This is a genomic window from Borrelia duttonii Ly, assembly GCF_000019685.1.
GTDB classification, from domain to species: Bacteria; Spirochaetota; Spirochaetia; order Borreliales; family Borreliaceae; genus Borrelia; species Borrelia duttonii.
Window position 1 is genome coordinate 1 of record NC_011265.1, and the last position, 14,474, is coordinate 14,474.

Annotated in this window: 18 protein-coding genes and 1 pseudogene; 17 read left to right on the forward strand and 2 right to left on the reverse strand. The window is 29.1% G+C overall.

What is annotated here, in order from left to right:
- The 3 genes from BDU_RS05535 to BDU_RS05545 are packed head-to-tail and all read left to right on the forward strand — an operon-like array spanning position 1 to position 2,465.
- Positions 1–1,371 carry a DUF244 domain-containing protein gene (locus BDU_RS05535; protein WP_012539803.1) on the forward strand — a complete coding sequence of 457 codons (1,371 nt, stop codon included), beginning with the start codon at positions 1–3 and terminating at the stop codon, positions 1,369–1,371.
- 15 nt (positions 1,372–1,386) lie between these two features.
- Complete coding sequence (locus BDU_RS07475; RefSeq protein WP_049752286.1) at positions 1,387–2,016, forward strand: single-stranded DNA-binding protein; 630 nt, start codon at positions 1,387–1,389, stop codon at positions 2,014–2,016.
- A gap of 32 nt (positions 2,017–2,048) precedes the next feature.
- Positions 2,049–2,465, forward strand: a complete 417-nt coding sequence (locus BDU_RS05545; RefSeq protein ID WP_012539805.1) for a DUF261 domain-containing protein — start codon at positions 2,049–2,051, stop codon at positions 2,463–2,465.
- Positions 2,466–2,698: 233 nt separating this feature from the next.
- On the opposite strand, the gene BDU_RS05550 is transcribed toward BDU_RS05545, so the two are convergent.
- Both BDU_RS05550 and BDU_RS05555 read right to left on the reverse strand, forming a co-directional pair.
- Entirely contained in the window at positions 2,699–3,451 is a 753-nt protein-coding gene (locus BDU_RS05550; protein WP_012539806.1) for a tyrosine-type recombinase/integrase, read from the reverse strand.
- Between the two features lie 447 nt (positions 3,452–3,898).
- A complete protein-coding gene (locus tag BDU_RS05555) occupies positions 3,899–4,315 on the reverse strand; it encodes an Mlp family lipoprotein (RefSeq protein ID WP_143705862.1) in 417 nt (138 codons plus the stop codon).
- 152 nt (positions 4,316–4,467) lie between these two features.
- Here BDU_RS05555 and BDU_RS05560 point away from each other — a divergent pair, with 152 nt between their 5' ends.
- From BDU_RS05560 to BDU_RS05625, 14 genes and pseudogenes are all read left to right on the forward strand, one after another.
- Complete coding sequence (locus tag BDU_RS05560) at positions 4,468–5,007, forward strand: DUF603 domain-containing protein (protein ID WP_012539808.1); 540 nt, start codon at positions 4,468–4,470, stop codon at positions 5,005–5,007.
- Between the two features lie 4 nt (positions 5,008–5,011).
- Positions 5,012–6,363: pseudogene (locus BDU_RS05565) on the forward strand (PBSX family phage terminase large subunit).
- A 41-nt stretch (positions 6,364–6,404) separates the two neighbouring features.
- Positions 6,405–6,923: a Bdr family repetitive protein gene (bdr, locus tag BDU_RS05570; protein ID WP_041177855.1), complete on the forward strand. Its 519-nt coding sequence runs from the start codon at positions 6,405–6,407 to the stop codon at positions 6,921–6,923.
- A 164-nt stretch (positions 6,924–7,087) separates the two neighbouring features.
- Positions 7,088–8,350, forward strand: a complete 1,263-nt coding sequence (locus BDU_RS05575) for an anti-CBASS protein Acb1 family protein (protein WP_012539811.1) — start codon at positions 7,088–7,090, stop codon at positions 8,348–8,350.
- A gap of 6 nt (positions 8,351–8,356) precedes the next feature.
- Positions 8,357–9,067: a DUF1357 family protein gene (locus BDU_RS05580; RefSeq protein WP_012539812.1), complete on the forward strand. Its 711-nt coding sequence runs from the start codon at positions 8,357–8,359 to the stop codon at positions 9,065–9,067.
- A 12-nt stretch (positions 9,068–9,079) separates the two neighbouring features.
- Positions 9,080–9,634, forward strand: a complete 555-nt coding sequence (locus BDU_RS05585; protein WP_012539813.1) for a DUF228 domain-containing protein — start codon at positions 9,080–9,082, stop codon at positions 9,632–9,634.
- Positions 9,634–10,347 carry a DUF228 domain-containing protein gene (locus BDU_RS07480; protein ID WP_012539814.1) on the forward strand — a complete coding sequence of 238 codons (714 nt, stop codon included), beginning with the start codon at positions 9,634–9,636 and terminating at the stop codon, positions 10,345–10,347. The genes BDU_RS05585 and BDU_RS07480 overlap by 1 nt, the downstream gene beginning before the upstream one ends.
- Before the next feature lie 21 nt (positions 10,348–10,368).
- Entirely contained in the window at positions 10,369–11,331 is a 963-nt protein-coding gene (locus BDU_RS05595) for a hypothetical protein (protein WP_041177856.1), read from the forward strand.
- A 9-nt stretch (positions 11,332–11,340) separates the two neighbouring features.
- Positions 11,341–11,814 (forward strand): DUF3890 domain-containing protein, encoded by a 474-nt coding sequence (locus BDU_RS08610; RefSeq protein WP_012539238.1) that lies wholly within the window; start codon positions 11,341–11,343, stop codon positions 11,812–11,814.
- Positions 11,814–12,209, forward strand: a complete 396-nt coding sequence (locus BDU_RS05605; protein ID WP_049752289.1) for a DUF1506 family protein — start codon at positions 11,814–11,816, stop codon at positions 12,207–12,209. Before BDU_RS08610 ends, BDU_RS05605 begins: the two co-directional genes overlap by 1 nt.
- The gene (locus tag BDU_RS05610) at positions 12,202–12,585 is read left to right on the forward strand and encodes a hypothetical protein (RefSeq protein ID WP_041177857.1); all 384 of its coding nucleotides are present in this window, start codon (positions 12,202–12,204) and stop codon (positions 12,583–12,585) included. Before BDU_RS05605 ends, BDU_RS05610 begins: the two co-directional genes overlap by 8 nt.
- Complete coding sequence (locus BDU_RS05615) at positions 12,582–13,142, forward strand: DUF764 family protein (RefSeq protein ID WP_012539818.1); 561 nt, start codon at positions 12,582–12,584, stop codon at positions 13,140–13,142. Before BDU_RS05610 ends, BDU_RS05615 begins: the two co-directional genes overlap by 4 nt.
- Positions 13,132–14,106, forward strand: coding sequence for a DUF787 family protein (locus tag BDU_RS05620; RefSeq protein ID WP_012539819.1), 975 nt, complete (start codon positions 13,132–13,134; stop codon positions 14,104–14,106). The genes BDU_RS05615 and BDU_RS05620 overlap by 11 nt, the downstream gene beginning before the upstream one ends.
- Positions 14,106–14,459, forward strand: coding sequence for a DUF1463 family protein (locus BDU_RS05625; RefSeq protein WP_012539820.1), 354 nt, complete (start codon positions 14,106–14,108; stop codon positions 14,457–14,459). Before BDU_RS05620 ends, BDU_RS05625 begins: the two co-directional genes overlap by 1 nt.
- The last annotated feature ends 15 nt before the right edge of the window (positions 14,460–14,474 follow it).

Sequence of the window (14,474 nt, forward strand, 5' to 3'; positions counted from 1 at the left end):
ATGAATATAAATGATATGTTAACAACAGCAAAAACAATTAACAATGGAGCAAAAAAAGTGAATCAACAAGATTTATACACTCAACAAGTTATTAAAGGTTTAGAATCTTTTATTCCAGTACCAGATTCTGATAATAATAAACAAACTAATGTAAGTAAAATGAGCAAAATAGGACGTAAATTACCTGGTATCAAAAAGAATGAATATTTCAAGTTTAATAGTAAAGTAGATTTTTCTATTCAACGTGGGACATTAACAAAATTTGGTGCTAGTGAAGTTGGGAGTATATTTCTTGGTGCTGAAGCTGCTGCTGAATTAATTGTAAGTAGAGTGCTTAAATCTTTTGGGAAAGAAGTTCCATATAAAGATAATTTGCATATTAAAAAAGGTAAAGCATTAGAAAATTTAGGATTTGATGAGTTTCTACGTATTTATTCTGATAATATACAAGTTTTACATAAAAACAAATATGCTAATGGAATAGACAAATATAATTACTTCAAACGAGTAGGTAGATTAGATAATATTGTTGGTGCAACAATAGATGGTTGGTTTGTAAACAATCAAGGTGAAGCAGAACTATTAGAGATTAAATGTAGTGATAGTAATTATTTAACATCAGCTATTACAGAATATAATCAAACAGGTAATTTTTTAGATAGTAAATATTTCTTTAAATATTATGTTCAAGCACAAGTGCAACTTGCATGTACTGGCTTATCAAAATGCAATTTGTTTTTTTTAATTGGTGATGAGCCTGTTAATTGTGTTATAGAGAGGAATAATGGCTTTATAGGGAAAGTGATGGTTTACATTATGACATTGGATATGGAAGTTGAACGTATTTGTAATATCATAAATAGTGACAAATCTATTGAACTTGCAAATATTGACATAGAAGATTTAACTAATCATATAAAATTATTACTACAAGATAGTGAATTTTGTTCAGAATTAGCAGAATTAAATTATAAAGATGAGTTTATAAGTTTTATCAATATTGTTAAATTAAATATTGGTGCTGAAGAGCAAGAACTTTTAGAGAAGCATTTAGTTGATATTCAATCTAAGCAAACAGAAATAGAGAAAAAAGAGAAAGAGAATGCTAAAGAATTATATGCACTTACTAAATCAGATAAGGATGTTCTTAAAGATATATTTGGTAAGTTATCTATGGAGTTTTCGTTAACAGATAATATTGTTTATAGATTAGGAAAGAATGTATTTGCGTTAAATTCAGGTAAACGGGCTATTAAGGATAGATTTAAGTTAATTACGGATCATTATGATTATTATTATATTAATGATATTAGTTCTCGTCGTAAGTTCTCTATATCTAATCCTGTATCTTCCACCTCATATGCAATTTAATGGGAGGTGGAGCAGATGATTATACATGTAATAATCTTTATTTTAATAATTTTATATCGTGTGTTAAAATTTATATGTAAGTGTTTAAGAAATATTATTAAAAAATATGTTTATGACTATCATACAACAAAAGAATACAATGAATATTTAGGTAACTTTGTATTTGTGATCTCCAAAGAATGGAGATCAGACGTAGGCTTTATGATGATGGGGGTTTTGATGTCTGACATTAATAACATCACATTATCAGGACGCTTAGTTAAAGATTCACTTTTATCTTATAGTAGTACAAATTTAGCTATACTAAATTTTTCTATAGCTAATAATATTAAAGTCAAAAGAGAAGGTGAGTGGAGAGATAATGCACAATTTTTTAATTGTGTATTATTTGGTAAACGAGCAGAAACTCTTTTTCATTTTCTTAGTCAAGGTAAACAAGTCGTTGTTCAGGGATCTATGAGACATGAGTATTATAAGGATAAACATAGTGGAGTTGATAAAATTAAAAGCATTATTTTTGTAGAGCAATTGAGATTGTTTGGTACAGGTACTAAGCATCATAATCCTAAAGTTGATATTCCTGTTCCTGTTCCTCCGCATGTTCCTGATTCTGCTTGTGAATTTAATGAAGATATTCCTTTTTAGAAGTTTTAAATTAATAGGAGGTTAAATGATATATGAAATTACAACAAAATGATAATAGATTTTTATTAGAGATTAGACGTTGGGGTTGTTACTTTTTATCTTTGCATTATTATATAGCATCACTTACAAAGAACAAATTTGACTTTAAGGATATTAATGATAATTATTATCAATTTGTTAGTTTAGGTTATATGAGGATTAATTGTTATATTTTAAATCCATGTAGAATCTTAAGTTTCTTTGGCATTAAACGAGATGTTCGTGTTGAAGATAAAGATTATAAGTGTTTAAAAGATGAATTTGAAATAAGTGAAGTTAAGATAAAGAATAATATTGGATCCCATTTTATGGCAACAAATAATACAGAAGTTTTATATGATCCTCTTTTTCTTAAAGATAGAGGACAAGAGTATCATATAAAATCTAAGCGTATATTTAGAAAAATATGAATTCTCACTTTATTATCTCCATTATTGGTATTATTAAAAGGCTATATGCCTTTTTTTTATGCTTATTTTTTATGTTAAATCTTGATTTTTGTTAAGATTAATTGTATAATGTATATGTTGTTAAATTACCTTTAAACTAAGTATAACCTTTATTCCCCAAAAAAAATTCTAACAAAGAGAATTGTAACTTCTTTTTGTTATTTTTATTATAGTAATACATGAAATATACAATATTATTTAAAGCCATCTTTAATATCATGATATGCTTTTAATTTACTTGCTTTTGAAAGACCATAAACATTATCTATTTCAGCCGTTGATGCATATTTCATTAATTCTTTAATTTCAAATGAATTGTATCCTTTACTTTTAAGTGTTGCAATAAATATATTTCTACATATATGTAGTGATTTACGATGTTTAAATCCTGATTTTGTTAGTAATTCTTTAAATTGTTTTGAAATTTCACTTATATTTATTCTATTATCTTTAAATCGATGTTTACTTTTTTGAAATAGGTAAGTACGTCTTGAATCTTGTCCTTTATTTTTAAAATGAAGTTTATGAATTTCCTCTATAGCTTCAAATTCAGATTTACTTATTACTACTTCTCTAATGCAAATATTACTTCTCTTTTTTGCTACATTTACACGTAAACTATAAAATACATCACCATTATTGTTTGTTTCTCTTATTATGTCATCAAGTCTTATATTTTGAATCTCTACTTCTCTACAACCTGTAATTGAGAGTATATGAACAAACCATCCTGAGATTGGATCTATCTGTTTAAGTTTGTCTATACTTTTCTTTACTAATCTTATAGTCTTATCATTTAAATAAAATCTTATTGGTGTTGGTTTAGATTTAGTATTGCTTTTGGTTTGTAATAATTCCTTCTTATATTGCCTTGTTTCTTTGCGTAATATTGAATTTTGTTTCTCGAGTTCTTTGATTTTTGCTTTTAATATTTCATATTCTTTCATGTAATTTATATGTTAACTAAATGCTATAAAATAAGTAAAATTATGTATAAATATGTTAACAAATACTCTTAATTTATGTCAAATTATATGTCTCTCCATTGTATGCAAAATTTAATGTGTAGGATATTTATTTTAATCAGAAGGGCTGATATTTAAAGGTGCAGCACAAAATATCTAGTAAACTTTGTGGTAACTTTAACAAATACTTGAAAATTTAGTCTCTATTCTTTCTAAGTTTCATTTTAACGACCCATCTGTTTGCAATGAGAGATATTTCTATTCTTTTTTTAACTTATCTTTCCCTGTTAACTTCAAGTTAACATTTTGTTTACTTATACCTTTTTTTAAATCTTTTTAATTATACTTTTACTTTTATGAAAATATCTTGGTACTTTCTTTCTTAAATCTTGTTTTTAAATTCTGTTTTTATTTTGTAGATTGATGGTTTTATTGTTCTTGATCGCAAGTACTAGCTGCTTGTCCTTTAAAATTATCTAATCCACCTTTCAAAGCACCTTCTACTACTTGTTTAAATGTTCCTTTTTTTTCAGATGCATTTTCACCTGTGCACTTTGCAAGTTCTGATTGAATGTGATCAAGAGCCTCTTTTATTTTGGATTCGTCTTCATTTAAAAATTTATTGAGTTCAGAGTCGCTATTTAAAGCTTCTTTTAAAAAATCTAGGCCTTTTTTCTGATTGTCATTTAACTTTTCTCTCAATGTTTCTTCAGGTGTTTTTTTTGCTTCTACTTGTTGTTCTAAGTCTCTTTTGTTTCTACTTTTAATTCCTTTATTTGTGTTATTATCTTGTTCACAACTACTCATTAATAGTAATAAAATCAAAGTAAAATTGGTTATTTTCATATAAAATCTCCTCATTTTAATAGATATTTGTGATTTTATAAAATATATAGCGATTATTGGAAGTATTTATTGGTTTTGTAAAATTGTTATTTTGTTATAGAGTTTATGTTAAACTAAAATTAATTTTTGTTAAATTATAAGGTTGAAGAGATATGAATAAAGTAAAAAGAGCATATGAAGATTATGCCATGTATTTTGAAGAAGATCGATTAAGTGATGCTGAAATAGCGAAAGAGCTTTGTGTTTCACGAGCTAATGTATGTAAGATGAGACAAAAATGGGAGATTAGTCAAGATAATCCAAAAGAGTTTTCTAGTGACAATAAAATAACCATTTGTAAAACTACTCTTGATAGTGTCTTAGGTCGAGTACTCGAAAACAATGCCAAAGCACGTGAGCTCAAAAGTCAATTCAGTATAACTAAAAGTCAACTTGGACTTAAGTTTATGAAGGCATTTAACAATTTTTTAGAATTAGAACTTGAAGATTGTATAGAAGAAATAAATCTATTGGAGAGAGAGATCAAAATGATTAAAAATAAAGGAAATAGTAGAGAACTTCAAGATAAGAAGATCAAACTCAAAGACTTAAAGCGTGAGAAAGAAGATAAAACAATGAAGTTATGTTATGAAACAATGAAGAAATTCAAAATTGCAGACTTAGATGAGGGTAGATTTAGGTTTGGAGGATAAGTAAATGGATATATACAGTAGTAGTATTTTCAAGTCTTTGCAAAGGGAATATAAACGTGATTTTGGTATTGATATTGCATCTTTTATGAAGCCAAAACCGGTAGTTATTGATTTTAAAAGCTTTGAAAAAAAATCTTAAATAAAAAACAGCGTAAAGTGTTAAGTGCTATTGAGAAGAATAATCAAAACAAAGTTATTTTATCAGGAGGAATTGCTAGTGGTAAAACATTTTTGGCTTGTTATCTATTCTTAAAAACTTTACTTAAAAATAGACATCTTTATAGGAAAGGTACCAATAATTTTATATTAGGTAATTCACAGAAGGCATTAGAAATTAATGTTATAGAACAGTTTGAAGATCTTGCTAATATGCTTAAAATACCTTTTGTTCCCAAATATTCAAATAGGTCATATTTTGAAATCGATTCTTTAAGGGTTAATTTATATGGTGGAGATAAAATAAGAGACTTTAAAAGATTTAGAGGATCGAATTCTGCTGTTATTTATGTTAATGAAGCAACAACGCTTCATAAAGAGACATTAAAAGAAGCGCTTAAGAGACTAAGAATAAAACCAGAGTTTATCGTTTTTGATACTAATCCTGATCATCCAGAGCATTATTTTAAAACAGATTATATTGATAAGAATACAATATATTCTACATATAATTTTACGACATATGATAATGAGGAAATTTCAAAGGAATTTATAAAGACCCAAGAAGAACTTTATAAAGACTTTCCAACATATAAAGCCAGTGTACTACTAGGAGAATGGGTCGCAAATAATGATGCTATATTTCGTAATATTAATATTATTGAAGACTATGACTTTAAAAGTCCTATAGCTTATTTAGATCCTGCATATAGTAGTGGTGGGGATAATACTTCTCTTTGTGTTTTAGAGAAAGTGTCGGATAAGTATTATGCATTTATATTTCAAGAGCAAAAACCAGCTGTTGATCCATATGTTATGAATACAATAAAGGTAATAATGGGGAATTTAAATGTTAATACTCTTTATATTGAAGATAGAGATGATATTAAAGGAGCTGGGGCTTTGACACGTGAATATGTTAGACTTCGAGATAATATGGAAAATTACTTTAGAATTGCACCAACAAAACCAAAAACAGATAAACACGCAAGAATTGTTTCTTTATTAACACCATTTACTTATAACAAGATGCATTTATTAGATTATAGTAGTCGTTCTGCATTTAGTGATATTTATTCATATAATGGAGATGGTAAAGTTTATGATGATGCTCTTGATGCATTATCAGCTGCATATTTAATTTTGTCTTTAAATTATCGTGATAGAAGTCGACATTTTACTAAATTTACTTTCATTTAGCTTATAAATTGTTGTATAATAATTACATAAGGAGATTCTTTATGGAGTATATGCAAATGGAGCCTGTAATTACTAGGCAGATGGTATTCAATGAGCTTATAAAAGCGGGTATTAATAGAGAAATTGCTGATGATTTATCTTATAGATACTATAAAAATGAACTTACTACTAAAGATCTTGAATATTTAAAAGAGAACTTTGACATAAAATTAGAGATGTTAGAGCGTGGTTTAAGATCTGATATTGAAAAGGTTAAAGAGGCCCTTGATAATAAGATAGATACTGTTGAAAATAACTTAAATAACAAAATAGATACTGTTGAAAATAACTTAAATAACAAAATCGACAAAGTAAGGGACGAATTAAAGTCAGATATTTCTCTTGTAAGAAAAGATATGGAAGTGAACAAAATGGAACTTGATACTAAGATAGATAAATTTTCATCAGAGGTTAAAGGAACATTTAAATTACATGCTTGGATGTTTGGGACTATTATTACCATTAATGTAGGAATATTTCTAGCATTAATATCTATGCTATATGCATTGTTTATAAAGTAAATTTAAATAAGTAAATATTTCTTCTATCTAAAGAATAAGTTTAAATTTTTTTTGCAATTTTTTATAATTTTTGCTATTATTTTTTAGCAAAAATGAATAATTGATCTATAATTATTTTTTGTATATTGAATAAGGGTGAACAGGGTTGATGTATTGGAGAAATAATGAAATACAACTCTAAAATCAATTCTTATGAATTATACAAACATTCAATATTTTTCAGGAATTATATAAATAATGTTGCAGAAGACGTCCTGCACAATGGGATCAACTTAGAAGTTCTTTACAGTACTGCTTTAAGCGGTATTGAAGATACGTTAGATAATCTAAAAGTAGAACTCAAAGAAGCACTATTGAATTGTATCATAAGTTACAGATTCAATGGTATTGGCTATATTTTGGTCAAAACAGCAGGAGATGATAATCTTGACTTAGAAATTAATTCAGAATTACCAATTGGATTTGTGTATTTAGATTTTAGTTGTGTGCGAGATAGGGGTTCTAAGTCTCCTTATGTCATATATTCATTCAAAGAAGAGGATGATGAGGGAGTTTTGGCTAGAAAAGAAGTCAAGATCCATAAGAGTCGTTTGATCATATATGAGAATTATGACTATATTTTGGGTTCATATACACCATGTTATACACAAAGTTTTCTGCTAAATGTAGCTCTTTTTGAGACTATCTATCAAGAGATAGATAGAAGGATTCGAAACTACAATTTTCTATTTTACAGAGATGAGTCTTTAGCAGAGATTAATGATGCTATAAGTAAAGCATCTTTGCAATTTAATTTACTTACCAAAAGTAACAAAGATAATAGTTCTGGCATGTTTAAGAAGCTTTTTAGGCGCAATTCTGATGATGGTAGTGTTGACAATAGTGGTGATGAGGTCGTAAAGAAGGGTACTAATATCTTGAATGCGCTAAATAATGATTTGTCCCGCGAACTTGAAAGACTAAAATCCAATTTGAACAATGATGGGATATTTTATTCTGGAAGTGAGTCTGCACATTTAGAAGTTATGAAATATGAACTTACTTTCTTGAAAGATACTTTAGAACTTGTAAAAGCAAAAATAGGAGCAGATACTAAAGAACCATTAACTAGAAGTTTTAACGAACAAACTAAAGGTCTTGGCAATGATGGCAAAGGAGACCGAAGTAATTATTACGATTTTTTGAAGGGGGTGCAAGAACGAATTGAAATTGCGGTAAATCAGAAGCTTAATCAATATTTTGGTCTCGATATGAGATTCAATTCTCTGATTCTTTTGAGCGAAACTGACAAGATTGAGCATGATATCAAATTACTTGAACTTTTTGAGAAATATAAGAGTGCTATAGGTTGTGAAGAATTGTCAGAAAAGTCAGTTGAGCTTTTGAAAGACAAATTGTTTTTTGGAGAAATTTTCTTAGGAGGTTAATAACGAATGAAAACAGAAACTAAAGAAAACAACAAAGTAGTTAGTAAAAATGTCAAAGTAATTAGCAAAGCTAATAACGTAACAAGCAAAGTTCCTACAAAGACTATTAGTTTGGACGAATATAATAAGCTTATGAAATATAAAAAGGGACTTGCTAAGAATGACAAGCAGATATTATCAAACAAAGCAAGTAAACCTTTGAGCATAAATCAAAGAGTAGCTCAAGAATTAGCCGAAGTCAAGGCAAAGAATAAAGCAAAGAATCAAATCTTACGAGAAGCTATAAAACTTAATGAAATTGATTCTTTGTCAAAGAAATATTTGAGTAGTCATTTTAACAAGGAGGCGCTACTATCACGTGGGCACAGCTTAGATGAGATTATGTTAGCGCAAAAGCGAGAACTTGTTAGAAAGTATGTTCCAAAGGATCAAATTAAGGCTATAGCTAAGATAGATAATCTTGAGCATATCAAAGGTACATTATTAGATATGCTTTTAAATCTTGCCAAAACTTCGATGAAAAAGACTAGAAAGAACAAAAGTGTTACAACTAAAAGTATTGGCAAAACTGGTATCAAATTTGAGGATAAGATTTCTACTGCCTCCCCACACTTCAAGTCAACCAATAACAATGAATTGAGAAGCGGTATCTTAAACAGATACAAAGAGCTAGTAAAGCGATCTTCAAAGGTTAGAAAAAAAATATCTAAAGTTTAAAAAGGAGACTAAATGGCAGATATTGCAAAACTAAAAAAGGAATATGAAGATAAGCTTAACGAAATAAAGTCTTATATGAAGAATCCAAGTGTTGATCCTGGATTGTTTAGTAATAATACTGAATTTAGAGATAAGAATCTGCATTTTGCAGCATCAGGTGGTACTACCACAAGTAGTGTGGATATCATTGAAAATATGCCATCTAAAGGATATCCCTATAAGCGTGGTGTCAAATTGGATTTTTCCGATGCTAAATATGAACCAGTTGTAGTACCAGGTGGTGGTAGTGATCTATATGGCATATGTATCGATATTGATGATTATACAGAAACAGCTCAAGTTATCCCTATTAATAATAATTTTCAAGGTTGGTTGATTGCTAAAAAGGATAATGCTACGAGTATTTCTATTGGAGATACATTGAAATTCAATAATTTTGGGGAACTAGAGAAAGATACTAGCTCATCAAGACTCATCAATGCAGTTGCACTTTCTGAGGCTGTAAAACTAAATGAAAATCTTCACATAATACATGTTTCTATATTTGGTAATAGGGCTAAAAGCTAATGAGTGGTAAAGTCAATGATGTAGAATCATCTTCTCAAGTAGATGATACAAAAGAACAAGCTGATCTTGAGATTGAATCAGAAGTTCACGTAAATCAAGATAGTAGTTCACATACTCCTAAAAGTAGAAAAAGAAGAGGAGCAGAAGATGTAAGTCAAAATTTAGATAATCGTTTTGGAGCAGAGAAAGAAAAACAATACAGGTTGGCATATCTTAAACTTAAGAAATATACTAAAACAACAACAGAAGATTTGGCTGTAAGAAGTTGTGCAAAGAATGGTTTTCAGGGCAGTGCCGATTTTCCTTATATTTTGACACAAACTATCTCAAGCAGCGTGGACAAATATGAAAATTATCCTTATAAAGGTTTTCCATACAAACGTGCTGTGAAATTGAGTTTTGATACTGATAGGTCTGTTTTTGTTGAGACAAGCGATGATTCTAACGTATATGGCATATGTGTTGATGTTGATGAGTATACAGAAACAGCTCAAGTTGTTCCTATTACTTCTGGTGGTTATCAAGCTTGGCTTTTTGCAAAAGACGCCACAATCAAAAGAGGCGACAAAATTAAATTTAACGATAAAGGAGAGGCAGAAAAATCTAGTGGTTCAAATACCATTTACAATGCAATTGCTTTAGAAGATACGGTATCTTTACCAAATAATACGTATCTAGTTCATGTAAAATTTGTTGGCAATAGTGTCCAATAATTCAATCGAGGAGGTTTGAAAATGGAATTATATGAAGAAGATTATTATGAACAAGAAATTATTCAAGCAACAGAGGAAGTAGAATTACCACAATTTTACGATTGGTTTACTTCAGAACAAATTGAAGAAGTTCCTTATAAGATGGGATTTTTCAAAACAGTAGAATGGGATGCATTTCTGAACGATAATCCAACAAATGTTATAAATAATTACAATACTGTCTCAACAATAGGATTTAGATCAGAATTCGTAAAACTTAATTATTTGCGTTTGCAATACAAATTTGCACATCTGAAAGATTCTGTTGTTTCTGATTATACAAACTCCGAGTATGTTGGAGATGTTAATAATAATCATTTACCTTTTGGCACTGCATATAAACTAGCATGCGATGAAATTATGAAACTGATCACCAATTTTGTATTAACGGGAACTGTATCAGTGCAAAAAGATGGTAAAAATTCAAAAGTTCTCTTACCTAATATGTATGGACTGCTTAATATGCCATATCAAATCAAAGAAGAAGTTCAAGCTGCGAACAAAGACAAAATGGAAAAAATATTTGAATCTATCAAATCTGGTCTTTCAAAATTAGAACTTGGTGATTATTTTGATTGTCCATTCATGGTATTAGTTGATCCACTAACCAGCATAAAATTTGTTGAACCTTATGGAATATCAAATGTACCCCAATCATCTCCTGAATTTGCATGGGAAGATTTTTTGATAAAAACTATTAAAGCTGTAAATGGCAGAAATGAAGTAACTATAAAAACATCTAATTTGCTAAAAAATCAAATTATTATTTATCCTATGAATCCAAAGCTACTTAAGTTCAAACCAAGTAAATTCATGTTGCCAACACCAAATGAACAAATTGACACCAATTCAGGTGATATAGCTCATTCTTATATTGATTTTGTTCTTGGTGGGCTTTTAGCTACACAGAAGACTATTCTTCAAGTAGAAATTAAGCAAAGTTAAGGAGCATTTATGTCACAGCATGAAAGTCAAGAAGAAACACAAGAACTTCAAAATGAAATACGCCAACTTTATACGGAAATAATAGAATTACTAGACACTAATGAAGAGACTGTGAGTTTTTCTACTTTTATGCAGTATGCAAAATTAGTCAATATGCTTCTTGAAGTTAGGGGTATTGACGTAGAGATGCTCACGGCTTCACATATTAAATTGTTGATGTATTACTATACTGGCTGCAGACTAAAGAAAAGCGGAACTATCGATGATTTTAGTGGCAATAGTCAAGTAGTAAAGAGGCATAAACTTAATGAACTTGAGATCGAATATGAACAGGTTCAATCACAATCTGATGGCTCTGAATCTTTTGGTGCTGGGATCAAAGTTAGTGAAGGGTTCTGTTCGTCTTTTGATTCATTATTAGCTAATTTAGCACTTGTTGAAGAATCAACAACTAAAAAATATTGCATAGGAGTTGCTCGTTAATGCAGGTAAATCATGTTAGAACTAAATTTGCTCAAATGGCAGAATCTGTTATCTCTTATTTTGAAGATAAAAAACCTTTGAGACTTTACAAAAAAAGATATGAACATAATGAAGATACTGCAAGTATTGACGCAATAATTGACAAAGACAACTTTCAAGAATTTACAGGCGTACTATTTAGCATCAATCCCGATTCTATTGTAAGTATCAATGAATCAAATCTTGGTGATATGACATGTCTTTACACCCTTTACACAAGTGCACAACTTGACTTTGAGATCTCAGATAGAATTTCTGAAGGTGATTTAGATAATTTTCACTTCGAAATAATATCAATTGATGGTTCTGTAGGTTATCTCACATTAACATTAAAGGGAGTTGGGAGATATGCATGATCAATTTGAGATTGAACTTGAAATTGGTTGGTTTGCAACACGAGCCAATATAGCACGTATGCACGAAAAGGGAAGTCGTAAACTTCCAATACGTAAACATTTGACTAAAATAGCTAATTCACAAGAATTTCAACAATATATTGATACCGACTACATGAGAAGTAAATTTCAAGAAAGTATAGAGAATGGCATGAATGCCCTTGGAACTGCATTTGTCAACTATTATAAGAATTACGTTTTAGCATCTAAAATTATGCCTAAATTATCTCCAAAAACAATTGCGCTAAAAAGCAAAAAAGGAAGTAAAACTCCACAAACACCACTTGTTGATACAGGTCTTATGCTTAATTCAATCGAATATAGGATCAACAAATGATTCTGGATATTACTACCATTGAAAAATGCATAATATCCACGCTAAAAGACTTCACCAAATTTGCAAGTCTTTACAATCTTTCTGTTGATATTATAAATACATATAACCATCCATACATGTCTAAATATACAGTAGATCATTTAAATATAATTGCTGTGCAGTTTAATGATATTGATGGTCTATTTGAGCATAATTCCAGAACAGGTGTGTTTTATGATAATGTCAACGAATTTGCTATTCATTTTCAACTATATTTTATGGCATTGACGAACAATTCAGGTAAAAATCCACATGAAAGACTTATGTTACTTTATGCATTATTTAGTGACTTTTTACATGATTCTGCGACTCAAAGTTTTACTTTTACACCTGAAGATAATTGTGACTACCAAAAAAATGTAAAATTTCACATTCGCCATACAACAAATATGCAAAACAATGGTCTACTTGACGTGAATAGCAATAATAGCAAATCAACTTATTGTTTTAGTCAAGGGTTTGTAGCAAAAATACAAATAAAAAAAGAAAAAGTGAAGGAACAAAATAATGCCATCTGATACAATTAGCGTCAATTTGACGCATTCTAGGTTGGATCTAAATCAAGTAAGTTATTATACACCACTACTTATCTACAAATGTTCAAAAATCAAACTTAATACTGCGTCGCCCAAAAATAAAATATTATATTTGAATATAAATGACTATGAAAAAGCAATTGGTGCACTTGAAAAAGAAGGTAATAATGGTAATGATGAATTTAATAACGAAAAAGAGTATTTGAAACAAGCAATTCAATCATTTTTTGCAGAAGATGATAAAGGACTACGTGCTGTAACACTAGCTATTTATAAAGACACAGCAGAAGCAAAAGGGATCAAAGAGCTATTCAAAAGAAGTAGAAATTCTTTTATTGTATTCATCAATACTTATGCAAGTAATAATGATGGTGGTGATGGTCTTACTATTTACAAAGATGATTATGCCAATTTCAAAGACCCCGCTCACTTCTTTGTTTTTGTAACTAAAGAATCTGAAGTGAAAGAATTGTTCAAAAATGGTTCAAACTCTAAATCTAAAATTATTGTTATTCATTCTAAAGGAACTCAACAATTACATTTGAGATTTGTATCTAAATATTTACATAAAGAAGGGATTTGTCTTGATTCTAGCCCTATAGACGAAATTTTTACTTATGACTATATCAAATATGAATTTATCGCGGAACTCATTAGAATATGGAATTTGAATAATAGACAAAATAGTAAATTATCAGCGCTTCAACTATCAGGACAAAGAGATACTGCTTATAGTGCGGCTATTTCATGCAAACTGAAAGAGTTTGTTGATGCAGGTATAATTGTTTCTTATTCTAAGCTCAAAATACAAATATCGTCAAGTGCTTCACTAAAACTATTCTTATCACTAAGTATTACTTATAACTATTCTATGAAGGGAGTGGTACTTAATATCACAACACAAGATATACAAAGTTATCAAAATAGTTTAAAGGAGGTTGAATAATGAATCAGGTTTACAGCTTAACGAAAATATTTTTCTCAATCAAAGATAAGCAAATTCAAAGTGGGAAATTAGAACTTACTAGTGAACCTACAACAAGAGCTGTATCTAGTACTGAAGATATGGGACTTCCGGTAGTTAGTTTTAGAGACCCTAAAACTATTACTTTCATATTCAATGTTGAAGTAACTATTGGATCTTACGATTATAAGCAACTAACAGATATGTCTCAAAATCAATTTTACAATGTAGAAGAAAGTACGCACGAAAAACTGCTAAAACTTGTATTCAATGACTTTGAAAACATTCATATTGTATCTAATCATGTGAAATTAGAGCTATTAATTGCAAAGTAAAAAAAACTAAATAAG